At 65.1% G+C, this 22,878-nt stretch carries 22 protein-coding genes and 1 tRNA gene; 15 read left to right on the top strand and 8 right to left on the bottom strand.

Going from position 1 to position 22,878, the window contains the following annotated elements; genetic code table 11:
• Positions 1–29 precede the first annotated feature (29 nt).
• The 9 genes from ACUXVX_RS01190 (at position 30) to ACUXVX_RS01150 (ending at position 10,094) form a co-directional block, all read left to right on the top strand.
• Positions 30–1,247: a 3-hydroxybenzoate 6-monooxygenase gene (locus ACUXVX_RS01190; RefSeq protein ID WP_446310007.1), complete on the top strand. Its 1,218-nt coding sequence runs from the start codon at positions 30–32 to the stop codon at positions 1,245–1,247.
• Positions 1,248–1,481: 234 nt separating this feature from the next.
• Positions 1,482–2,033 (top strand): TRAP transporter small permease, encoded by a 552-nt coding sequence (locus ACUXVX_RS01185; protein WP_446310006.1) that lies wholly within the window; start codon positions 1,482–1,484, stop codon positions 2,031–2,033.
• Entirely contained in the window at positions 2,030–3,688 is a 1,659-nt protein-coding gene (locus ACUXVX_RS01180) for a TRAP transporter large permease (protein WP_446310005.1), read from the top strand. Before ACUXVX_RS01185 ends, ACUXVX_RS01180 begins: the two co-directional genes overlap by 4 nt.
• Positions 3,689–3,771: 83 nt before the next feature.
• Complete coding sequence (locus ACUXVX_RS01175; RefSeq protein ID WP_446310004.1) at positions 3,772–4,539, top strand: SDR family NAD(P)-dependent oxidoreductase; 768 nt, start codon at positions 3,772–3,774, stop codon at positions 4,537–4,539.
• 9 nt (positions 4,540–4,548) lie between these two features.
• On the top strand, positions 4,549–5,316 hold the full coding sequence (locus ACUXVX_RS01170; RefSeq protein ID WP_446310003.1) for a crotonase/enoyl-CoA hydratase family protein: 768 nt from the start codon (positions 4,549–4,551) through the stop codon (positions 5,314–5,316).
• A complete protein-coding gene (locus tag ACUXVX_RS01165) occupies positions 5,316–5,798 on the top strand; it encodes a MarR family winged helix-turn-helix transcriptional regulator (RefSeq protein ID WP_222471432.1) in 483 nt (160 codons plus the stop codon). The genes ACUXVX_RS01170 and ACUXVX_RS01165 overlap by 1 nt, the downstream gene beginning before the upstream one ends.
• On the top strand, positions 5,795–7,618 hold the full coding sequence (locus ACUXVX_RS01160; RefSeq protein WP_446310002.1) for a feruloyl-CoA synthase: 1,824 nt from the start codon (positions 5,795–5,797) through the stop codon (positions 7,616–7,618). The genes ACUXVX_RS01165 and ACUXVX_RS01160 overlap by 4 nt, the downstream gene beginning before the upstream one ends.
• A gap of 1 nt (position 7,619) precedes the next feature.
• Positions 7,620–8,492 carry an amidohydrolase family protein gene (locus ACUXVX_RS01155; RefSeq protein WP_446310001.1) on the top strand — a complete coding sequence of 291 codons (873 nt, stop codon included), beginning with the start codon at positions 7,620–7,622 and terminating at the stop codon, positions 8,490–8,492.
• A gap of 6 nt (positions 8,493–8,498) precedes the next feature.
• Complete coding sequence (locus ACUXVX_RS01150; protein ID WP_446310000.1) at positions 8,499–10,094, top strand: acyl-CoA dehydrogenase family protein; 1,596 nt, start codon at positions 8,499–8,501, stop codon at positions 10,092–10,094.
• Here the strand turns inward: ACUXVX_RS01150 and ACUXVX_RS01145 are convergent.
• Both ACUXVX_RS01145 and ACUXVX_RS01140 read right to left on the bottom strand, forming a co-directional pair.
• The gene (locus ACUXVX_RS01145; protein WP_446309999.1) at positions 10,091–11,461 is read right to left on the bottom strand and encodes an FAD-binding oxidoreductase; all 1,371 of its coding nucleotides are present in this window, start codon (positions 11,459–11,461) and stop codon (positions 10,091–10,093) included. The two genes, ACUXVX_RS01150 and ACUXVX_RS01145, sit on opposite strands and share 4 nt — an antisense overlap.
• 1 nt (position 11,462) lies before the next feature.
• The gene (locus ACUXVX_RS01140; protein ID WP_222496251.1) at positions 11,463–12,632 is read right to left on the bottom strand and encodes a pyridoxal phosphate-dependent aminotransferase; all 1,170 of its coding nucleotides are present in this window, start codon (positions 12,630–12,632) and stop codon (positions 11,463–11,465) included.
• 129 nt (positions 12,633–12,761) lie between these two features.
• Here ACUXVX_RS01140 and ACUXVX_RS01135 point away from each other — a divergent pair.
• Positions 12,762–12,838: transfer RNA gene (locus ACUXVX_RS01135), tRNA-Arg, on the top strand.
• Positions 12,839–12,842: 4 nt separating this feature from the next.
• Here ACUXVX_RS01135 and ACUXVX_RS01130 read toward each other — a convergent pair.
• The 4 genes from ACUXVX_RS01130 to ACUXVX_RS01115 all read right to left on the bottom strand — a co-directional run bounded on the left by ACUXVX_RS01130 (position 12,843) and on the right by ACUXVX_RS01115 (position 16,507).
• Positions 12,843–13,796, bottom strand: a complete 954-nt coding sequence (locus tag ACUXVX_RS01130; RefSeq protein WP_446309998.1) for a D-2-hydroxyacid dehydrogenase family protein — start codon at positions 13,794–13,796, stop codon at positions 12,843–12,845.
• A 94-nt stretch (positions 13,797–13,890) separates the two neighbouring features.
• Complete coding sequence (locus tag ACUXVX_RS01125) at positions 13,891–15,216, bottom strand: PAS domain-containing protein (protein WP_446309997.1); 1,326 nt, start codon at positions 15,214–15,216, stop codon at positions 13,891–13,893.
• 103 nt (positions 15,217–15,319) lie between these two features.
• Positions 15,320–15,991: a DsbA family protein gene (locus tag ACUXVX_RS01120; protein WP_446309996.1), complete on the bottom strand. Its 672-nt coding sequence runs from the start codon at positions 15,989–15,991 to the stop codon at positions 15,320–15,322.
• 30 nt (positions 15,992–16,021) lie between these two features.
• Positions 16,022–16,507 carry a DciA family protein gene (locus ACUXVX_RS01115; protein ID WP_222471663.1) on the bottom strand — a complete coding sequence of 162 codons (486 nt, stop codon included), beginning with the start codon at positions 16,505–16,507 and terminating at the stop codon, positions 16,022–16,024.
• 150 nt (positions 16,508–16,657) lie between these two features.
• Here ACUXVX_RS01115 and ACUXVX_RS01110 point away from each other — a divergent pair, with 150 nt between their 5' ends.
• Complete coding sequence (locus tag ACUXVX_RS01110; RefSeq protein WP_446311485.1) at positions 16,658–17,686, top strand: A/G-specific adenine glycosylase; 1,029 nt, start codon at positions 16,658–16,660, stop codon at positions 17,684–17,686.
• A 60-nt stretch (positions 17,687–17,746) separates the two neighbouring features.
• Positions 17,747–18,877, top strand: coding sequence for an alkane 1-monooxygenase (locus ACUXVX_RS01105; protein WP_446309995.1), 1,131 nt, complete (start codon positions 17,747–17,749; stop codon positions 18,875–18,877).
• Positions 18,878–19,089: 212 nt separating this feature from the next.
• Here the strand turns inward: ACUXVX_RS01105 and ACUXVX_RS01100 are convergent, their stop codons facing one another.
• Together ACUXVX_RS01100 and ACUXVX_RS01095 are read right to left on the bottom strand one after the other, a co-directional pair.
• The gene (locus tag ACUXVX_RS01100; RefSeq protein ID WP_222471453.1) at positions 19,090–19,794 is read right to left on the bottom strand and encodes a winged helix-turn-helix domain-containing protein; all 705 of its coding nucleotides are present in this window, start codon (positions 19,792–19,794) and stop codon (positions 19,090–19,092) included.
• Positions 19,766–20,059, bottom strand: coding sequence for a hypothetical protein (locus ACUXVX_RS01095; protein ID WP_222471454.1), 294 nt, complete (start codon positions 20,057–20,059; stop codon positions 19,766–19,768). Before ACUXVX_RS01095 ends, ACUXVX_RS01100 begins: the two co-directional genes overlap by 29 nt.
• A gap of 188 nt (positions 20,060–20,247) precedes the next feature.
• Here ACUXVX_RS01095 and ACUXVX_RS01090 point away from each other — a divergent pair, with 188 nt between their 5' ends.
• From ACUXVX_RS01090 to ACUXVX_RS01080, 3 genes are all read left to right on the top strand, one after another.
• Positions 20,248–20,697: a hypothetical protein gene (locus ACUXVX_RS01090; protein WP_222471455.1), complete on the top strand. Its 450-nt coding sequence runs from the start codon at positions 20,248–20,250 to the stop codon at positions 20,695–20,697.
• A gap of 185 nt (positions 20,698–20,882) precedes the next feature.
• The gene (locus ACUXVX_RS01085; protein WP_446309994.1) at positions 20,883–21,515 is read left to right on the top strand and encodes a ribonuclease HII; all 633 of its coding nucleotides are present in this window, start codon (positions 20,883–20,885) and stop codon (positions 21,513–21,515) included.
• Between the two features lie 92 nt (positions 21,516–21,607).
• Positions 21,608–22,714, top strand: a complete 1,107-nt coding sequence (locus ACUXVX_RS01080) for a site-specific DNA-methyltransferase (protein WP_222471457.1) — start codon at positions 21,608–21,610, stop codon at positions 22,712–22,714.
• Positions 22,715–22,878 lie beyond the last annotated feature (164 nt).

Here is a 22,878-nt window from a genome sequence, read left to right as displayed (position 1 = left end):
TGACTAGCCACAACCCGGGAGGAGACCCGATGAGCAACGACCGTTTCGTGATTGCAGGCGGTGGGATAGGCGGACTCGCCCTCGCAATAGGCCTTGCCCAGAAGGGCGAGCGCTCCATCGTGCTGGAGAAGGCGAGCCAGCTGGGAGAGATCGGCGCGGGCATTCAGCTGGGGCCCAATGCCTTCCATGCCTTCGACTATCTTGGTGTGGGCGACACCGCGCGGGAGATGGCGGTTTATATCGACAACCTGCGCCTGATGGATGCAATGAGCGGTGACGAGATCACCCGCATCCCTCTGGGCGATGACTTCAGGGCGCGGTTCAAGAACCCCTATGCGGTGGTGCATCGGGGCGATCTGCACGGCGTGTTTCTGAAGGCCTGCATGGCGCATGATCTGGTCGAGCTGCGCACCTCCTGCGAGGTGACGGGCTACGAGCAGGACGAGAGCAGCGCCAGCGCCGTCCTCGCGAGCGGCGAGCGGGTCACGGGCAAGGCACTGATCGGGGCGGAAGGACTTTGGAGCAAGATCCGGCAGCAACTGGTCGGGGACGGGATGCCGCGCGTGTCGGGCCACTCGACCTATCGCTCGGTGATCCCGACCGAGGACATGCCGGAAGATCTGCGCTGGAACGCTGCAACGCTCTGGGCCGGGCCGAAGTGCCACATCGTTCACTACCCGCTTCAGGGCGGCAAGACGTGGAACCTTGTGGTGACCTACCACAACCACGCGCCCGAGCCGGTGGCGGGCAAGCCGGTGACCCATGAGGAGGTGGCGCGGGGGTTCGAACACATCAGCCCGAAGGCGCGGCAGATCATCGAGAAGGGCAAGGACTGGAAGGCCTGGGTGCTGTGCGACCGTGACCCGGTGTTGAACTGGGTGCATGGCCGCGTGGCCCTGCTGGGCGATGCGGCGCACCCGACGATGCAATACTTCGCGCAGGGTGCCTGCATGGCGATGGAGGATGCGGTGGCGCTGTCGCACCTTGCCGAACAGGGCGGTGAGGTGGGGGAGATGCTGACCCGCTACAACGAAATGCGCCGCCAGCGCACCGCCCGCATCCAACTGCAAAGCCGCGAGATCGGCACCCATGTCTACCACCCTGAAGGCGCACATGCGGAGCTTCGCAACACCGTGATGAGCGCCAAGAAGCCGGCAGACTGGTATGAGGCCGTCGCTTGGCTTTATGGTTCGACCGGGCTTGAGGGGGCCGTCTCGAGTGAGACATTGGGCGCAGCGCCGGCATAAACAGGGTTTACAGGTGCGCGTCCAATATAGTTATGTGCCATAACGAAATTGCAGGGCTTCGGCGGCGGTGGATGAATCTTGCGGGAGCATCATTCAAAAACCGAAAGTGAAGCTGGAAATGGCGTGCAACTCAGGCTAGGGGAGCCGCGTCGCCAGCCTTAGGGAAACAAGGCCGGGCGCGCCCTTGGGGAGGGGGAGACAGTGCTTAGATTCATGACAGGTCTTGCAAGAGGCATGGCATTGGCTGGCGGGGTCGTGCTGGTGGCGCTGATCCTCCTCACCTGCATCAGCGTGGTCGGGCGCGGGCTCAACACCTTTGGTCATTCAGACTTTCTGCAGAACGCCGCCGAGGGGCTGGCCAACACGCTGCTCGGCACCGGAGTTGGCCCTGTAAACGGCGATTTCGAGATCGTCGAGGCCGGCATCGCCTTTGCGATCTTCTCCTTCCTGCCGATCTGCCAGCTGTTCTCGGCCCATGCGACGGTGGATGTGTTCACCTCCTTCCTGTCGAAGCGGACGAACGCGGTGATCATCACTTTCTGGGAGATCGTCTTTACCGTGATCGTGCTGCTGATCACCTGGCGGCTTTACTACGGCCTCGAAGACAAACTCGGCAACGGTGAGACCTCGCTGCTGCTGCAATTCCCGATCTGGTGGGCCTTCCTCGCCAGCTTCATCGCCGCCGTCGTCGCCTCGTTGGTCGCGGTCTATTGCGCCGTGGGGCGGATCATGGAGCTGACCACCGATCAGCACTGGCTGCCCAAAGCAGAAGGAGCGGCACATTGAGCGTGCTTGAACTGGGATACCTCTCGTTCCCGATCCTCCTCATCATGATCTTCCTGCGGGCGCCGATTGGCCTCGCCATGCTCGTCGTCGGCCTTGGCGGGCTCTACTACGCGACCGGCGGCTCGACCGTGTTCCTCGCCAAGCTGAAGAGCGAGGTCTACACGACCTTTTCCAGCTATTCGCTGAGCATCATCCCGATGTTCCTGCTGATGGGTCAGTTCGCCACGCTCTCGGGCATGTCGACGGCGCTGTTCAAGGCAGCCGAAAGCTGGCTGGGCCACCGCAAGGGCGGCGTGGCGATGGCCTCGGTGGGCGCCTGTGCCGGCTTCGGTTCGATCTGCGGCTCCTCGCTCGCCACTGCGGCCACCATGAGCCGGGTCGCCCTGCCGGAGTTGCGGCGCTACGGCTACTCGGGCGGGTTCAGCACCGCCACGCTGGCCGCGGGCGGCACACTGGGCATCCTCATCCCGCCCTCGGTGATCCTCGTGATCTACGCGATCCTGACCGAGCAGAACATCGCCAAGCTGTTCCTCGCCGCCTTCATCCCCGGCGTACTTGCGGCCATCGGCTACATGATCACCATCAGCATCTACGTGCGGCTCTACCCGGACGCCGCTGGTACCCGTGAGCCGGTGCCCTACAGCGAACGCATCCGCGCGCTGCTCGATGTCTGGCCGGTGCTTCTGGTCTTCGGCCTCGTGGTCGGCGGCATCTACCTTGGCTGGTTCACCCCGACCGAGGGCGCGGCCGTGGGCGCGGCGGGCACCGGGCTGATTGCTCTGGTGAGCGGCCAGCTTGATTGGGCGCGGTTCAAGGAGAGCATCATCAGCACGGCCCAGGCCACGGCGATGATCTTCTTCATCGTGCTGGGCGCGGGCTTTTACAACTCGTTCCTCGCGCTCTCCCAAGTGCCGCAGGAACTCTCGAACACCATCGTCGGCCTCGGCTGGAGCCCGTGGATGGTGCTGATCATCATCCTCGCCTTCTATCTCGTCTTCGGCTGCCTGATGGACAGCCTCAGCATGATCCTGCTGACGATCCCGATCTTCTTCCCGATCATCTCCAACCTCGATTTTGGCCTGATTTCACTGCACGCGCTTCAGGAGGCCCGGTTCGAGAGCTGGTTCGCGGAAGCGCAGATGTGGTTCGAAGGGCTACAGGCCGGGGCGATAGAGGGCATGCGCGAAAGCCGCTTTGCACGCGAGTTGGAAGGGGCGAATGAGCAGATGGCCGTGCTGGGCCTCGGCACCGTGGCTGATGCCGCCAGCCTTGCCCCGATGCAGATTGCCGCGATTTTCGGCGAGACGACGCCCGACGTGGTGCAGGCCGCCCGCGCAACGCTCGAATCGGGCGCGACGCTGGATGACGAGACGATGAAGGCCATCGGCTTGCGCGGGGCGAACGAATCCAACCTCGCCCGGGTCTCGCTGGAGCATGTCGCGATCTGGTTCGGCATCCTCGTGCTGATCGTTGTGGAGGTCGGCCTGATCACGCCGCCGGTGGGGATGAACCTGTTCATCATCAACGCGATGGACCGCAAAACGCCCATGGTCGAGACCTACAAGGCGGTCATGTGGTTCGTGACCTCCGACATCGTGCGGGTCGCCATCCTTGTGGCATTCCCGATCATCACGCTCTTTCTCATTCCGGTCTGACACCCGCGCCAAAGCCGTGCGCGGGTGGCTTGCGCAAATTTAGGTATGAGTTATAACTGTTTTAAATTCGTCTGGGAGGACTCATGGATATCAGCGGAAACGTAGCCCTCGTGACGGGCGGCGGCAGCGGCCTTGGCGCGGCGACTGTGCGGCACCTGGCCGGGCTTGGCGCGAAGGTCGCCGTGCTTGATTACAACGCCGAGGCGGCAGAGGCCGTGGCGGCAGAAGTTGGCGGCGCGGCCTGTCCGGCGGATGTGAGCAACGAGGCGGCAGTGCAGGCAGCGGTCGAGAAGGCGGCGAGCGACTTGGGCGAGGCCCCGCGAATCGCGGTCAACTGCGCCGGCCTCGGGCTGGCAGCGAGGATCGTGGGGCGGGAAGGCAAGCTCTCCACCGATCTTTTCGAGAAGGTGCTGAAGGTGAACCTCTTCGGCACCTACTATGTGATGTCCCACGCCGCCCGGCTGATGCAGGAGCTGCCCGCGCTGAACGACGATGGCGAGCGCGGCGTGATCGTGAACACCGCCTCCGCCGCCTACCAGGACGGCCAGCTTGGGCAGGCGGCCTATGCGGCCTCCAAGGGGGGCGTCGCCTCGATGTGCCTGCCGGCGGCGCGTGAGTTCGCCAAGACCGGCATCCGCGTGAACGCCATCGCCCCCGGCCTTTTCAACACGCCGATGATGGAGAGCCTGCCGGAAGAGACGACCAAGGCGATCATCGCCAACGTGCCCTACCCGCACCGTCTCGGCCTGCCGCGCGAATACGCCATGCTGGTGCAGCACATGGTCGAAAACGCCTACCTGAACGGCGAGGTGATCCGGCTCGACGGCGCCACCCGCCTGCCGCCCCGATAAGGAAACACGATGAGCGACATGCTGAAAATCGACGTGAGGGATGACGGCATCGCCGTGCTCACCATGAACCGCCCCGGCAAGCGCAACGCCATGTGCGACGAGCTGCTGGAGGCAATCGACGGGTTCTTCCGCAAGGTCCCCGAGGGCGTGCGCGTGGTGGTGCTGACCGGCACCGAGGGGCACTTCTGCTCGGGCCTCGACCTGAGCGAGCACAAGGCGCGCGACGCCGAGGGCACCATGCGCCACTCGCGCGGCTGGCACGAGGTGATGGACCGCATCCAGTTTGGCGGCGTTCCGGTGGTTTCGGCCATGTATGGCGCGGTGATCGGCGGCGGGCTGGAGCTCGCGACATCGACCCATGTGCGCATTGCCGAGCCTTCGACGATCTTCCAGCTGCCCGAGGGGCGGCGCGGGATCTTCGTGGGCGGCGGGGCCACGGTGCGCGTGGGCCGCATCCTCGGGGCCGACCGGATGATCGAGATGATGCTCACCGGCCGGAAATATGGCCATGAGGAGGGCAAGGCGCTTGGCCTCGCGCATTATGCCGTGGGCGAGGGCGAGGCGCTCGATCTGGCGATGGAGCTGGCGAAAAAGATCGCCTCCAATGCGCCGCTCTCCAACTACATCATGGTGCAGGCCATCGCCCGGATAGAAGACATGGCCAAGGCCGATGGGCTCTTTACGGAAAGTCTCTGTGCCGCCCTGACACAGACCTCACCCGACGCGCTGGAGGGGCTGGCCGCCTTCCTTGAAAAGCGCGCACCGAAGTTCAGCTGATGCCCGCGCCGCGCCCCCAACTCGTGCAGCCCGACCCGGATGACGAGGGGCTGCGCGGCCACGTCGGCTACAACATGAAGCGGGCGTTTCACATGATCCAGATGGATGTGAACGCCACACTCGCGCCCTTCGGCCTGCGGATGGTGACCTTCTCGGCGCTGGTCGTTGTGATGGAGAACCCCGGCTTGCGGCAATCGCAATTGGCGGAACTTCTGGCCATCGAGCGGCCAAACCTCGTGGTGATCCTCGATGAGCTGGAGCAGGCCGGGCTGCTCACCCGCGACCGCGCCCCAGACGACCGCCGCGCCTATGCGCTGCACGTAACCGCAAAGGGCCTCGCGCTCTGCGAGGAGGCCCGGATCGCCGTGAGCGCGCATGACAAACGTATGGCCGAGGGGCTGACGGATGCCGAACTCGACCTGCTGATCACCGCCCTGCGCCGGATCGAGCGCAACGGCAAACTGGGGAGGAGCCCGAAATGACCACCGACAGCCGATATCTGGCGCATAGGGTCGAGCAAGAGACCCGTGCGGATGGCACCATGCTGCTGCGCTCCGGCTACCAGATGAGCACACCCGCGCGGGTCACAGGCGATTGGCTGCACCGCTGGGCCGAGGAGGCACCGGACCGCGTGTTCATCGCCGAGCGCTCCGGCGCTGGCTGGCGCGAGTTGGCCTACGCCGAGGTGCTGGAGCAGGTTCGCGCCATTGGGTCGGCGCTGGTCGGCCGGGGCCTTGGCGCCGACACGCCGATTCTGGTGATGTCGGGCAACGGCGTGGACCACGGATTGCTGGCACTCGCCGCCCAATACGTGGGCATTCCACTGGTGCCCGTGGCCGAACAATACGCGCTGATCCACGGCGCCCACGGGCGGCTGAAGCATGCGGTGGAACTGGTAAAGCCGCGGATGATCTACGCCGATGACGCCGCTCGTTACGCAGAGGCGCTCGCCTTGCCCGAAATCGCCGCATTGGAGCGGCTCGTCTCGGTGAACGCCGAGCCGGGGATGGTTGCGTTCAGTGACCTGCTGAAAGGCGACAGTGGCGTTGAAATCGACACTATCCACGCGAAAATTGGCCCAGATACGGTGGCGAAATACCTGCTGACGAGCGGCTCGACCTCCAACCCCAAAGCCGTGATCACAACCCATGGCATGATGTGCGCCAATCAGGCCCAGCTGCTCGACGCCCTGCCCTTCCTTGGTACCAAGCCGCCCCGGATCGTCGATTGGCTGCCGTGGAACCACGTGTTCGGCGGGTCGCACAACTTCAACATGATGCTGGCCAACGGCGGCTCGATCTACATCGACGACGGAAAGCCGACGCCTGCACTGATCGACCGGACGCTGGAGAACCTGACCATGAAGGCCGGGACCATCTGGTTCAACGTGCCGGTCGGCTTTGGCATGGTCGTGGAGGCGATGAAGAGCGACGAGGCCCTGCGCCGCAGCGTGTTCTCGGAACTCGACATGATCTTCTACGCAGGCGCCTCGCTGCCGCAAGACGTGTGGACGGCGATGGAAGAGATGGCGATGGAGGTGCGCGGCGCGCTCCCGCTAATGACCTCCTCTTGGGGCCTGACCGAAACCGCCCCGGCCACCATGCTCCAGCACGAACCGACTGACCGCTCCGGCATCGTCGGCGTTCCGCTGACCGGCGTGACCACCAAGCTCATCCCCGATGAGGAGATGCGCTGCGAGGTGCGCGTTAAGGGGCCGAACATCATGCCCGGCTACTTCGAGGACGCGGCGAAGACGGCAGAGGCCTTCGACGAAGAGGGTTTCTTCATCACCGGCGATGCGATGGTCTTCGTCGACGCGGGCGACATCAATAAGGGGATGAAGTTCGACGGCCGGATATCAGAGGACTTTAAGCTGCAAACCGGCACCTGGGTCCGCGCGGCGGGCCTGCGGATGGAGGCGCTGAAACTGCTGGATGGCATTGCTTCCGATCTTGTGATCACGGGCGCCGACCGCAAGGAGATCGGCCTGTTGATCTTCCCGAACATGGGGGCGCTCAAAAAGGCTGGTTTCGAGGAAGACGCCGCCGATGGCGCACTGATCGGCGAGCACCTGAAGCGCGAAATCCGCCACCGCCTTGCCGAGCGGGCCGGCCAAACCTCTGGCTCCGCCTCGCTCATCACCCGCGCCCTCGTTCTCTCCGAACCGCCCTCGATGGGTGACGGTGAGATGACTGCGAAGGGAAACCTCAACTTCCGCAAGGTGCTGACGCGCCGCGCCGAAATGCTGGAACGGCTCTACGACAACGCCGATCCAGCTGTGATCACACTGAAGGACAGCTGACATGGTCGATATCTCCAAGGTCCGCGCGATCGACATCCACACCCACGCCGAAGAGCCCTGCGGCTGCCACACGGACGACGGCTACGACGACCTGCAAAGCACCATGGCCAAGTACTTCCGCGCGCCGTGGGAGCATCCGCCGACCATCCGCGAGACGGCGGCGCACTTCCGCGAACAGAACATCGCGGCGGTGATCTTCCCCGTCGATGCTGAGCGGGAGACCGGCTATCGGCGCTACTCCAACGATGAGGTGGCCGAACTGGTGGCCGAGAACAGCGATGTGCTGATCCAGTTCGCCTCAATCGACCCGTGGAAGGGCAAGATGGCTGCCCGCGAGGCGCGCCGGCTGATCCGGGAATACAAGGTGAAGGGCTTCAAGTTTCACCCCACCATGCAGGGCTTCTTTGCCAATGATCGCATGGCCTACCCGCTCTACGAGGTGATACAGGAAGAGGGCTGCATCGCGCTTTTCCACACCGGCCAGACGGGCGTTGGCAGCGGCATGCCGGGGGGCAATGGGATGCGGCTGAAATACTCGAACCCGATGTATATGGATGATGTGGCGGTGGACTTCCCCGACATGAAGATCATCCTCGCGCACCCCTCCTTCCCTTGGCAGGAGGAGGCGCTTGCCGTCGCCCAGCACAAGCCGAACGTTTACATCGACCTCAGCGGCTGGTCGCCCAAGTACTTTCCCGAGATCCTCGTGCGCTATTGCAACTCGATCCTTCGCAAGAAGGTGCTCTTTGGCTCCGACTGGCCGATGATCACCCCCGAGCGCTGGCTGGCGGATTTTGAGAAGATCGCAATCAAGGACGAGCTGCGCGAAGACATCATCAAGGGCAATGCCGCGCGGCTCCTTGGGCTGGCATAGAGACTGATGAAGCCGTTCAAAGCGCCGCTGGAGGACATTTTTTTCAGTCTCGAAGCCGTGGCTGGGGCGACGCGCCTGCCGGGGTACGACGCCGAGCTTGCCGCCGAGATAGGGGCGCATTTTGCCGCCTTCGCGGAGGGTGAGTTGGCGACGCTGGACGAGGCGGGAGATGCCCAGGGTGCGCGGCTGGAGAATGGCAGGGTGCGCCTGCCGGATGGCTTTGTGGCCGCCTACAAGAGCCTCGCAGAGCAGGGTTGGCAGGGGCTCATGGCGCCCGAGGCGTATGGCGGGCAAGAGATGGGGCGGCCGGTGTTTGCGGTGACCTCAGAGATCTTCACCGCCGCCAACCACGCGCTCCAGATGCTCACGAGCCTCGCGCATGGGGCGATCGATACGATCCTGCATTTCGGGACCGACGAGCAGAAGGCGCGCTGCATCCCGCCTCTGGCGTCCGGCGAATGGCTCTCGACGATGGCGCTCACCGAACCGGGCGCTGGCTCCGACCTCAGCCGCATTCGCTGTCGGGCCGTGCCAGCGAGCGATGGCTGGAAGATCACCGGCGAGAAGATCTTCATCTCTGGTGGCGACCACGATGCGACGGAGACGATCCTGCATCTTGTGCTGGCACGAAGTTCGGATGACGGGCTGCGCGGCTTGAGCCTTTATCTTTGCCCATCCGTGAAGGCGGATGGCAGCCGCAATGCGGTGAGCGTGACGCGGATCGAGGAGAAGATGGGGATCCATGCCCAGCCGACCTGCCAGCTTGCCTTCGACGGGGCAGAGGCGGAGCTGATCGGCAAGGAGGGCGAGGGGCTGATGGCGATGTTCACGATGATGAACCACGCGCGGCTCGACGTGGCCTTGCAGGGCGCCGCCCATGCCGCCCGCGCCTGGGACGTGGCCAAGAGTTACGCCGCCGAGCGGGTCCAAGGGCGCGGGCCGGAGGGCGAGGTGACGCTGGACGCCCATGCCGACGTGCGCCGCATGATCGACGAGATAGATGCTCATGCCGTGAGCGCCCGGGCGATGGCCCATGTAGCTCTGGTTCTGCTGGAGTCGGGCGACAACCCGGCGCTGGTGGAGTTTTTGACACCGCTGGCGAAAGTGTGGTGCACCGAGGCGGGCATGCGGGCGACCGAGACCGGCATGCAGGTGCTCGGTGGCTACGGCTACCTCAAGGAGTACCGGCTGGAGCAAAGCTATCGCGACGTGCGGATTGCCGCGATCTATGAAGGCGCCAACGGCATCCACGCGCGGACTCTGGCGGAGCGGTTCGTGCGGGGCAAGTATGCCGCGAGTGCCGATGCATTCGAGGCTTGGATCGAGACTGTTTCTGCCGAAACGGGGTATGATGCCGTGGCTCAGGCCGCGCGGGATTGGGGCGAAGCGCGCGTGGCTTTGGCCGAAGCGAAAGATGCAGCTCCCTTGGCGCACGACTTCTGCCGCTTGTCCGGTTGCACCATGGCGTTGGCGCTCTGGGGGAAGATCGCGGCAGTCGCAGACGAGAGCCACGCGCCGGAGCGGTTCGCCCGTCTCGCCGCGGTTCAGACCCGCCGTCTCGCCGCCGAAATTTCCATGCTAAAGGGCTTGCTGACCGCTTAGTCCGGCAGAACCTTTCCGGGGTTCAAGATGCCCTTCGGGTCCATCGCCTGTTTGATCGCGCGCATCGGCACAAGCGCCGGGCCGTGCTCCGCCTCCATGTATTTGCGCTTTCCGAGGCCGATCCCATGCTCGCCCGAGACGGTGCCACCCAGGCGCAGGGCGGTTTCGGCGAGATGCGCCGAAAAGGTCTCTATCATGGCCAGTTCGGCGGGATCGTCGCGGTCGAACCCGATGCCGGTGTGAAAGTTGCCATCCCCCACATGGCCGACGATGCAGGGCTCCAGCCCAAGCTCGCGGGCCTTGTCCTCGGCGGCGGTGACGGCCTCGGCGAGCTGTGAAATTGGCACGCAGACATCTGTCGCCAGAATGCGCTTGCCGGGGTAGAGCGCTTTGGAGGCGTGATGCCCATTGTGGCGCATGGCCCAGAGCGCGTTGCGCTCCTCCATCCGGGTGGCGCGCTTGAAGTCCTGCGCGTCGAAGTCCGCGGCGATCTCCTCGAACATGGCCGATTGCTCTTCGACCGCGGTTTCTGAGCCGGAAAACTCAAGAAAGAGGTGCGGCTCCTCGGGCAGGCCCGCATTGCTGGCACGGTTGAAGCCGCGGACCATGGTGCCATTGACCAGCTCGATCCGGGCCATGGGGATGCCGGTCTGGATCGTTGTGATCACACAGTTCACGGCGTCTTCGACCGTCGGGAAGCGGCAAGTAGCGGCCACGATGCTTTCGGGCTGGCCGTGGAGCTTGAGGGTTAGCTCGGTGATGATGCCGAGCGTGCCTTCGGAGCCGATCAGCAGGTGGGCCAGGTCGTAACCGGATGACGACTTGCGGGCGCGGGAGCCCGTGCGGATCACCCGGCCATCGGCGAGCACGGCCTCCAGCGCCAGAACATTCTCCCGCATGGTGCCGTAGCGCACCGCCATCGTGCCGCTCGCACGGGTCGCGGCCATGCCGCCGAGCGAAGCATCGGCGCCCGGGTCGATCGGAAAATAGAGGCCGGTGGCGCGAAGTTCGTCGTTGAGCTGGGTCCGGGTGACGCCGGGCTGCACGGTCACATCCATGTCGGCATCGTGCACTGCGAGGATGCGGTTCATCAGCGACAGGTCGATCGTGAGGCCGCCCCGAACCGGCAGGTGATGGCCCTCCAGCGAGGTGCCAGTGCCGTAGGCGACCACGGGCATTTCCTCGGAATGGGCGATGCGCATCACCGCGGCGACCTCCTCGGTACTCTTGGGGTAGGCCACCGCATCGGGCAGCATATCGGGGAAATGCGCCTCGTTCTGGCCGTGGGCCGCACGCTCGGCATCGGAGCGCTTCAGCCGGTCGCCAAGGAGGGTTTCAAGCTGGGTCAGAGCCTTTTCATGCGCCATTTCAGCCCTCCAGAACTTTGCCGATCCGCGACAGCGCCTCGCGGATGTTCTCCTCGCTGTTGGCATAGGAGAACCGCAGGAACCCTTCGCCGAAGGCCCCGAAGCTGGTGCCCGCAACGGTGGCGACGCCACATTCTTCGAGGAAGCGGTCCTGCGCCTCGCGGGCCGAAAGGCCAGTGCCTTCGATGTTGGGGAAGGCATAGAATGCCCCGGCTGCATCGGCGCAGCGCACGCCGGGTAGTGCATTGAGGCCATCGACGATGACCTGTCGGCGGCGGTCGAACGCCTCGACCATCTTCACCACCTCGTCCTGCGGGCCTTCCAGCGCGGCGATACCGGCGAACTGGGTGGGGGCGTTCACGCAGGAGTGGTCGTTGATGCAGAGGCGGGTGGCGTGGTCGACCAGCGCGTCGGGCCAGACAGCATAGCCGAGGCGCCAGCCGGTCATCGCGTAGGTCTTGGACCAGCCGTCGAGCATGATCAGGCGATCGCGGATCTCGGGGTAGTTCAGCAGGCTCACGTGGGAGCGGCCGCCGTAGAGCATGCACGAGTAGATCTCGTCCGACATCAGCACCACATCCGGGTGGTCGGCGAGGCCCGCGACCAGCTTGTCGATCTCTTCTTTCGGGGTCACGCCGCCGGTGGGGTTGGCGGGGGAGTTGATGATGATCAGCCGGGTGCGCTCGGTGATCTGGCCCAGCACTTCCTCGGCGGAGAAGGCAAAGCCCTTGTCCTCGCGCAGCGCGATGGGCACGGGCGTTGCGCCGGAATACTTGATGACGCTCTCGTAAATCGGGAAGCCGGGGTTGGGATACATGATCTCGGCGCCGGGCTCGCCCAGCAGCATGCAGGCGAAGAACATGGTGGGTTTGCCGCCGGGTTGCACCACCACGTTATCGGGGTTCACCTCGCAGCCATGCCGGCGGTGCAGGTCGGCGGCTACCGCCTCGCGCAGGGCGGGCAGCCCGTTGGCGGGGGTGTAGCCGTGGTGGCCGTCGCGCAGCGCCTTGATCCCGGCCTCGACGATATGGGCGGGCGTCTGAAAATCGGGCTGACCGATACCGAGGTTTATGATGCTCTTGCCCTGCGCGGCGAGCTTGCCGGCGCGGGCGAGCACCTCGAAGGCGCTTTCGGTGCCAAGGCGGCCGGTGCGCTGCGAAACTGTGACCATGGGTGTCTCCTCCTTGGCACAGCTTTTGGCCCGTGGGCGCGCAAATGAAAAGGCCCGAGCACCGGCACACCCTTAAGCTGGGCTTCAGGATTGATCGACCCGCCCGCGCGGGCTAAACCCGCCCGGCGTGGTCCCGTGGCTCAACTGGATAGAGCAGCCCCCTCCTAAGGGGCAGGTTGCAGGTTCGAATCCTGCCGGGATCACCAGCCCTCATGCCAGAACCCGTAGCGGCGCGCCATCGAGCCAGCCGCGGATGTTTGCGACCGCCTCGGTGTAGAAGCCTGCGTAGTTGTCTTGCGAGACATAGCCGAGGTGGGGGGTGAGCACAGTGTTGGGGGCGGTGAGCAGGGGCGAGGTGCCGTTCAGGGGTTCGGGGTCGTGCACATCGACCCCGGCGCCGGCGATCTGGCCGCTGTTTAGGGCTGCCGCGAGGGCGTCGGTATCGACGACGCCAGCGCGGGAGGTGTTTAGCAGGTAGGCGGCGGGCTTCATCGTGGCGAGGGCGGCGGCGTTTATCATGTGGCGGGTGCTGTCATTGAGTGGCACGTGCAGGCTGACCACATCGGCCTCGGCCAGCAGGGCGGGCAGGCCGTTTGCGCGGCGCACGCCTTTCGCGGCGGCGGCCTCGTCGGTCAGGCTGCGGCTGAAGGCGAGCACCTCCATCTCGAAGGCGATGCCATAACGGGCCATCGCCTGGGCCACCCTGCCAAAGCCGATGAGGCCGAGAGTCTTCCCCTTCAGGTCCATGCCGAGCGTGGTTTGCCAACCGCCAGCGCGCAGGGCGGCATCCTCTTGCGGGATGCGGCGGGCGAGGGCGAGGAGCAGGCCCCATGTCAGCTCGGGCGTGGGGTGGCCGAGGCTGGCGGTGCCGCAGACGGTGACGCCTTGGGCCTTGGCGGCCTCCATGTCGATGGAGGCGTTGCGCATGCCGGTCGTGACCAGCAGGCGCAGGTTGGGAAGGCGGGCGAGCAGGGCAGCGTCGAAAGGGGTGCGCTCGCGCATGGCAACGATCACCTCGAAGGGCTGGAGCCTGTCCACGAGGGCATCGCCCGAGATCGTGTCGGAAAAGACGACCGGCTCGATCGAGGGGGCGAGGCCCGACCAGTCGGCGCAGGTGAGCGCCACGCCTTGGTAGTCATCGAGAATCGCGCATTGCATGGCCATGGGCCTGCCTCCCCTTGTCTGCCGCCTGCGTGAGCTGCGGGCGCTCGGGCCACGCTACTGCGGATGGGCCAGGGGTGGGAGGGGCAAGGGCGGATCAGGCGGCGGACTTTTTGAGGGCCGGGCTTTTCTCGACGGCGGGCAGCATCCGCGGGCCGTAGAGCAGCAGATCGGGCAGGTGCGAGCGCTCCGGCCCCTGCATCTCGGCGGCGAGTTCGGCCATGCGCTCGCTGCGTTCAAGGATGGTGTTGCGGTGCGTATTGGCCCGCTCCTGTGCGGCGGCGAGTTGGGCGATGATATCGCCGATCCCGGCATTGGCCTCGCCTGAGCGGCTGTCTTCGATCTTGAAGGCAACACGCAGGGTGTCGAGGCCGAGCAGCATGCGCTTCATGTCGCGGCAGGAGGCGACAATGCGGCCTGCCTCGCTCGCGACCTGGGCGAAGGCCTCGCGTGACTTGGCCTTGTAGCTGGCCTGCAGCTCGCTCAGCATCGCCCGTTCGGGCATGATGTCGACCCCGCCCAACCCGCGCCGCTCGGCCAGTAGCTGCTTGTCGCAGCGGGCGAGAATCGTGGCGACCGAACCTACGAGCATGGCGCGTTCGATGGTGCCGCGAATCGAGGAAAAGCTGGTATTTTCGCCCACCACATGAGCCTCGAACCACTCCGACATGTCGATCGACATGCCCTCGTAGTTGCGGGCCAGCACGCTCAGCGGCCCATCGGTGCGCTCGACGCGGGCGGCCTTGATCTGGAGGTTGCGGGGGATGCCCTCGAGGTAGGAAAACTCGCCGGACAGCTCCCGCGTGGCCTCGACGATCTGCTTGGCGAGGTCGACAAGTTCGGTGGCCCCGGTGACATTGGCGGTGGGGGGAATCCCAAGTTCGCGGCATTCGCTCACAAGTTCGGTGCCCAGCGCCTTGAGCACGAAGCTGTCGTAATCGGCAAAGCCCATTGCGCGCAGACCTTCCAGCAGCGCGGCGGTGCTGTCATCCACCGAGCTACCCTGCACCTCGGCCTTGTGAAGCTTCTGATAGAGCGCCTTGACCGGCTCCAGCAACTCGCTGGTGGGCTTGATCCGGGCCGAGAGGTAGCCGCCCTTACAGGGCGCAACGATGGCGAAGACCCAATAGTGCAGCCCGTCCTTGGCGCGGTTGTTCACGTAGGCGGCGGTGACCTTGCCCGCCTTCAGCTCATCCCAGAACACGCGGAACACGGCCTTGGGCATTTCGGGGTGGCGCACGGTCTTGTGCGGGGCGCCGATCAGCTCATCCCACTCGTAATGGGCGACGCGCTGAAACACGTAGTTGCCGCTCTGGATGATGCCGCGTTCATCGGTGCGAGAATAGAAAACTTCGCCAAGATCAAACGGCGCTTCGCCCCGTTCCGGGCGCCATTCCTGCCGCCGCTCCTGTTCAACGCTCATCCACCGCCTCCTTGCGAGTGCGGGCGCGACTGGCCGCGCCCACGCTCTCAAGGTGCTAAGATGAAAGCCCTATCTTTTCGTTAACCGCGACAGGGCGTTGCGCTCATTCGCCGATCTTCTCGTCGAGGATCGCGGCGAAATCGTCGTAGCTCATGTTGGTGTGCTTTTCGCCGTCGATGATGAAGGACGGTGTGGAGCTGATGTCGTCGGCCTCGGCGTTCTTCAGGAAGACGGCGTAGAGGGCCTGGGCCTTCTCGGCGTCTGCGAGGCAGGCATCGACCTGCTCGGCACCGAGGCCCGACTTGATCGCCAGCTTGCGCAGGTCACCGTGGATTCCGGCCAGATCGCGGGTTTTGAGCCACTCGGTCTGTTCCTTGTAGATCGCGTCGGAGAGGCCGAAATAGCGCACCGGACCGGCGCAGCGGGCGACCATGCCGGCCCAGAGGCCCGGCTTGTCGAAGTAGATCTCGCGGTAGGTGAAGTGGACCTTGCCGGTGTCGATGTAGTTTTCCTTCAGCTTCTTGAACACGTTCTGGTGGAAGCTGGCGCAATGCGGGCAGGTGAAGGAGGCATATTCGATCACCTTCACCGGGGCGGACTCTTCGCCCAGCGTCATCTCGGCGATGCCCGAGGTGTCGACATCCGCTGCCGTCTGGGCCTGTGCCGCAAGGTCGAAGCCGGTGCCGGCCGGGGTGCTGGTGCGGCTGATGGCAAAATACGTCCCGGCGGCGATGGCCACGGCGAAGACGGCGGAATAGAGGATCTTGGAGTTCATAAAGGGCCTTTCGGACTTCTGCGCGGGCCTTCAGCCGCGTTCGGATTTGTGGATGACATGGGCGCCGAGCCGGCTCAAGGCCGCTTTCAGCGCGGGATCGGTAACGCCCTGCGCCAGCACCTCGGCGGCCTCGCGTTGGGCGGGGGCGGGCTGGGCGCGGCGTTTGGGGGCGTGGTTAAAATCGGCCTGCCCTTCGGCAAAGCCGGTGGGGGCCGTTTGGGTGAACTGGATGCGCTGGATCGCGGCAAAGCCATAGACGGCATTGATCCGCTCGCGAATCTGCTCCTTCTGCATTTCGAGCATCGGGGCATGGGCGCCGGTGGTCAGCACCCGCAGGGTCGCCCCAAAGGCGCCGCGCCCGAATTTCACATCAATCGGGCGGGTGACGGCGGCGGTTTCCTCGCCTACGACCTCGGCCCAATGGGTCAGCACGCGCATCTCGGCAAAGCCCCGTTTCTCCGTTGCCTTGCGGATATCGCCGGTCACGAACTTCGCCGTCTGGGCGAAGCCGCGCATGTGGCGCTTGGGAGGTTTTGCAGGTGCCTTGGCCATGGCCTCGCATTTCAGCTGTGTGGCCCCTATCTTACCGCCCGCGGCCACGGCGGGGCCAGCCAAATGCGGGCAGGGGAGCCATAAACATTGCGTGACGAGTTACAGGCCGCGGAGATGAGCGGGGCGCTGCTGGAGTGGTATGATGCCCACGCCCGCGTGCTGCCGTGGCGGGTGCCGCCGGGCAGCGGCGAGCGGGCCGATCCTTACCGTGTCTGGCTCTCGGAGGTGATGCTGCAGCAGACCACGGTGGCTGCGGTGAAAGACTACTTTCACACCTTTACCCGGCTCTGGCCCAACGTGGAGGCGCTGGCGGCGGCGAAGGACGAAGATGTGATGGCCCGTTGGGCGGGCCTTGGTTACTACGCCCGCGCCCGGAACCTGCTGAAATGCGCCCGTGTGGTGGCTGAGCGCGGCGGCTTCCCCGACACAGTTGAGGGCCTGCGCGACCTGCCGGGCATCGGCCCCTACACGGCGGCGGCGGTGGCGGCGATTGCCTTTGGCCGTTCGGAGACCGTGGTGGACGGCAATGTGGAGCGGGTGATGGCCCGGCTCCATGCGGTGCAGGAGCCGCTGCCCGCGAGCAAGCCTGTGCTGGTGAGTCATGCCGCCGCGCTGACGCCCGAGGCGCGGGCGGGGGATTATGCGCAGGCGGTGATGGACCTTGGCGCCACCATCTGCACCCCGAAGAATCCGGCCTGCGGCATCTGCCCGTGGCGGGAGCCCTGCGCCGCGCGGGCGGAGGGCATCGCGGCGGAACTGCCGAAGAAGACCCCGAAAAAGCCCAAACCGGTGCGGCTGGGGCATGTTTACGTGATCCGCCAGGGGGACGGGGCGTTTTTGCTGGAGCGGCGGCCAGAGAAGGGTCTGCTGGGCGGGATGCTCGGCTGGCCCGGCTCGGATTGGGCCGAGGAGCCGCCGGAAGGCGCGTCTCCGGTGAGCGCCTCGTTGGAGGAGATCGGGGAGGTGCGCCACACCTTCACCCATTTCCACCTGATCCTGCGGGTCCATGCCGGAACGGCCGAGGCCGAGGCGCCGGAGGGGCTGCATTGGGAACGGCTCTTGCCTGCCGCGCTGCCCACCGTGATGCGCAAAGCCTACGACCTTGCCGCAACGTCGCAAGCGCTGAATGTCACAGGCGATTGAAACGCCGCCCTGCCCCCGTATGATCTGGCCGGGGCGCGCATGACCATCGGGAGAGGGCCAATGGCCTCTGCACCTATCTCAAGTTTCCGCGCGGCGGCGCCCTTCTGGGTGTCGCTCCTGACCGTGCCACTGGTGATCGCCTCCGCCGCATGGGGCGGGCTCTGGGTCCTGGGGGTGCCGCTGTTCACCCTCGTGGGCTTCACCCTGCTGGATGGGGTCACCGGGCTGAACCTCGACAACCCCGAGACCGAAACCGAGGAGTCGCAACTCTTCTGGTACAAGCTGATCACGCTGGTCTGGTGTCCGGTGCAGGTGGCGCTCTTGCTGCTGATGCTCGCGTGGGTGCCGGGGGCGGATCATCTGAACGTGGTGGAGAAGATCGTGATCTTCTTCGGCATCGGCGTGACCAATGGCGCGATCGGGATCGTCTATGCCCACGAGTTGGTGCATCAGCGCAACCGGCTAGAGCGGTGGCTGGGGGATATCCTGCTGGCCTCGGTGCTCTACTCGCATTTCCGCTCGGAGCATCTGCTGGTGCATCACGTGCATGTGGGCACTCGGCGCGATGCGGTGACGGCCCGCTATGGCGAGAACTATTGGCGTTATCTGCTGCGGGTTGTCCGCGAAGAGCCGGTGAGCGCGTTCCATGCCGAGAAGGCGATGCTGGCGCGCAAGGGGCTGCCGTGGTGGCATCGGAGCAACCCGCATTGGCGCTATTGGGGGCTGCAACTGACCTTTGTCGTTGCCGCCATCGCGCTGGGCGGCTGGGCCGGGCTGCTGCTGTTTCTCTATCAGGCGGGCACGGCGATCTGGCTGCTGGAGCTGACCAATTACATCGAGCATTACGGGCTGACCCGGAAGCACCTTGGCAAGGGCCGCTACGAGCCGGTGCGGCCGCACCACTCGTGGAACGCGTCGCACAGGGCGACGAACTGGCTGCTGATCAATCTCCAGCGGCACTCGGACCATCACTACAAGCCATCGCGGCGCTTTCCTTTGCTCCAGACCTATGATGCGGGCGAGGCGCCTCAGCTGCCGTTCGGCTACCCGGCGATGGGCTTCATGGCGCTGGTGAGCCCGCTGTGGTTCAGGGCGATGAACCCGAGGGTGCGGAAGTGGCGGGCGATGTACTACCCGGAGATCACCGATTGGGGGCCTTACAAGCGGGGGGAGTTGCCGCTGCCGGGGTGAGCCGCGTGAGCCTTGCGAGCGCCTGCCCGTGGGGTGGTGCCGCGACGGTTTGTAGGCTGCGCTTTATGGTGCGGTTATCATCGGACGGTCGAGGGATGTGCTTGCGGTGAGGAAGCGCCAGCCCGCCGGGACGGGCAGGCGCTCGCACGGCGCCTTCGGCTTGATTCCGTGCGTTGCTGGCGCCACCCGGCGGGACGGCGCTGCCCGGCGCCTCACACCATCCGGATCACGTCCTTGTCGATGGCGAGCATGTAGCCTTTGCGGGCGATGTTCTTCACCAGCAGTTCCGAGACCATCTGGTTGCCGAGCGAATCCCTTAGCCGTTTGATCCGGGTAGCCCCGGCGGCCTCGTCGCAATCGGCCTCGGGCTTGCCCTGGATCACGCCCTCGATGGCGGCGCCGGAGAGCACATCTTCATCCATACGGGCCTCGGCCAGCACGGCGAGGGTTTCGATCGCGGCCTCGGTGAGCTTGAATTCCATGTTGTTCAGCAGAACGACCCGCTCCTCGCGGGAAATGACCAGCGAGGAGACCTGAATTCCCTGCTTCTCGATCTCGCCCATCCGCTTGTTCAGCGCGATGATGGTGACCAGAAACACCAGCGCGGCGATCAGCAGGGCGGTGGAGAAGATCAGCAGCACGAAAATGACAATCCGGTAGCTGACCAGCACATCGCCGAAAGCCGTGCCGGATTGCGCCAGAACTTCCAGCAGCTTCACCGCCTCGGAGGTCACAAGCGCATCGTTCTCGGTGAAGATCTGCTCGACCCGTTCGTTGAAGGCGTTGCCATCCGGCAGGGTCAGAAACAGGAACACCGCGGCAAGGCCGAGGATCGCGACGATCCCGGCGATGCCGAAGGTGACAACACGGTTGCCCGTGCTCCGCAGGTCAGTAGCGAAGGAAGTTTGATCCGGCATTCTGCTGCTGCGCCTTGCTGGGGGTGCCCTCGAAGAGCGAGATGACATTGAGTAGCACCCAACCGCCGCGCTGCAAACGGGCGGCGACCTGGGCCTTGGCATCGCCGCGGGGCGGGCAGGCTGGCCCGAGCTCCATTACGCCGTAATGGAGCTTGAGCGGATTGTCCTGCTTTGCCTTGTACTCGGCGTAGCAGGTGGCCCCCGCAGGGGCGGCCGCCAGCGCGAGAGCCAGCGCGGCGGCAGGGAGGGTGAAGAGCGTTTTCATGCGCATAGTCATGCGGTTACCGGCGCCGATATTCAATAACAACAACCCGATTCCGGCCTGATAGCCAATAGCCGGGCGGCGATATTGTTTGTCCGGCCCACCCCCGCCCATCCTCATCTCATCACCGCCCCGGCGCGTCTCGGACAGACGCCCACCCCGGGCTCCTGAGACGCAAGAAAGGACACGCCATGTTCAAGACCCTGACCGCAACCGCCCTCGCCGCCGCCGTGGCGCTCACCTCCTTCAGCTCGCCCGCACAGGCCGAGATGGACCGGGGCGAAACCCTCCGCCTGCTGCTCGGCCTCGGTGCCATCGGCGCGCTGGTGGCCGCAAACGAGCGCAACAAGGACCGCGCCAGCACCTCGCGCCGCGACACCGACCGGGTGATCCGGGTCACCCCCGGCTACGGCGGCGACCGCTACAAGGATCGCAATCGCCATGCGCGGCTGCCGCAGCGCTGCGAAACCGCCGTGCCGACCCGCCGGGGCACGCAGATCTTTTACGGCCAGCCCTGCCTCGACCGCAGCGGTTTCCGGGCCCGGCTGCCGCAGAACTGCTCTTACACGCTCGACCTCGGTCGCAAGCGGGTGAAGGCCTACGAGCAGCGCTGCCTGCGCCGCGCCGGCTACCGGACCTGATGCGCCGGAACTGAACACCGAACAGGCAAGGCGCGTCCCGGTCTCCTGGGGCGCACCGCCGAGCAGGGCGTGGCTGTCATCCCCATGGGGCCACGCTGGACTGGGGGCGGAGGGTGAGGCTCTCCGCCCCATTTTTATGGCTTCTTCCCCATTGCACCCCGCCGCCTGCCGGGTGATGGGAGGGCATGAAGAGCTTTCCTGATTTCTCGCTTGAAGAAGCCGCCTTTGCTCGTGGCCTCGCCCGCGTGGCCGGGGTGGACGAAGTGGGGCGCGGCCCGCTGGCCGGGCCGGTGACGGCGGCGGCGGTGGTGCTGGACCCTGCGAATATTCCGCCCGGGCTGAACGACAGCAAAAAGCTGACCGAGAAACGCCGCCTTGCGCTGAGCGAGGCGATCCATGCGTCGGCGCAGGTTTGCATCGTCCATGTGAGCGTGGAGGAGATCGACGAGATCAACATCCTTCAGGCCGCGCTCACCGCGATGACGCGCGCCGTGGCAGGCCTGCCGAACGCCCCCGACCACCTGCTGATCGACGGCAACAAGCTCCCGCAGGGCTGCGGATCGGCCGAGGCGGTGGTGAAGGGCGACGGCAAATCACTCTCCATCGCGGCGGCCTCGATCGTGGCCAAGGTGGCCCGCGACGCGCTCATGGTGGATTTGGCGCAACAACACCCCGGCTACGGCTGGGAGAGCAACGCGGGCTACGGAACGAGTGTGCACTTGAGGGCACTCCAGCAATTGGGGGTCACACAACATCATCGGCGTTCCTTTGCCCCGATACGCAATATCTTGATGCAACAAAAATCTACAAACCCCTGATTCAAAAAAGAAATTGACCGCGAATCGCCTCTGACTCATGCTCAAGTCAACAACACCGAGCGCCAAAAGAGCGCAGGGACAGAGGCAGACACATGACGAAGACGACGACCCGACAGGGGCAGCGTGAGCTGCCGCTCAACCAGATCTTGGCTGGTGACTGCATCGCGGAGATGAACAAGCTCCCCGAGGCCTCGGTTGATCTTATCTTCGCGGACCCTCCCTACAACTTGCAGCTCAAGGGCAACCTCCACCGCCCTGACAACTCGCAGGTCGACGCCGTCGATGACCATTGGGACCAGTTCGACAGCTTTAAAGCCTATGACCGCTTCACCGAGGAGTGGCTGGCCGCCGCGCGCCGGATTCTGAAACCAGATGGTGCGATCTGGGTGATCGGCAGCTATCACAACATCTTTCGGGTCGGGACCAAGCTACAGGATGCGGGTTACTGGATTCTGAATGATGTGGTCTGGCGCAAATCCAATCCCATGCCCAACTTTCGCGGCATGCGGCTGACCAACGCCCATGAAACCATGATCTGGGCCAGCAAATCCGAGGGTGGCAAATACACCTTCAACTACGAGGCAATGAAGGCGCTCAACGACGACGTGCAGATGCGGTCGGACTGGGTGCTGCCCATCTGCAATGGCCACGAGCGGCTCAAGAATTCCAGGGGGGAGAAGGCGCATCCGACGCAAAAGCCGGAAGCCCTGCTCCATCGTGTACTGCTCGCCACGACGAACCCTGGCGATGTGGTGCTGGACCCGTTCTTCGGGACCGGCACCACAGGCGCCGTGGCCAAGATGCTCGGGCGTGACTTCATCGGCATCGAGCGCGAGGCCGAATATCGTGAGGTTGCCCAGAAGCGCATTGATAACGTGCGGAAAATCGACAGCGACGCGCTGACGGTCAGCACCTCCAAGCGGGCCGAACCGCGGGTACCCTTTGGCCAGCTTGTGGAGCGCGGGATGCTGCGCCCCGGCGAGATGCTGGTGAGTGGCAACGGCAAGAATGCGGCCAAGGTGCGGGCCGATGGCACGCTTGTGGCCAATGATGTGAAGGGCTCGATCCACAAGGTGGGGGCGCATCTGGAAGGCGCGCCGAGCTGCAACGGATGGACCTATTGGCACTTCAAGAAAGATGGCAAGCCGGTGAGCATTGACGTGCTGCGCCAGCAGATCCGCGCCGAGATGCGCGACTAGAGACCTTCGAGTTCACAAAGTTACCGCCGGTGCCTGTGGCCTGACACATGGCACGACCTTCGGCCCCGTTTGCCCCAGTGGCAACGGGGCCTCTTTTTTGCCCGGCGCGGGCCTTGAGCCGGGGCAGCGTGCCTTGTGTTAACCCATAGGGGTTAACGGCATTT

The organism is Vannielia sp. SX4 (assembly GCF_052828525.1).
The sequence above is the reverse complement of the archived record's forward strand: the minus strand, read 5'-3'. Positions and strand labels throughout refer to the sequence as shown.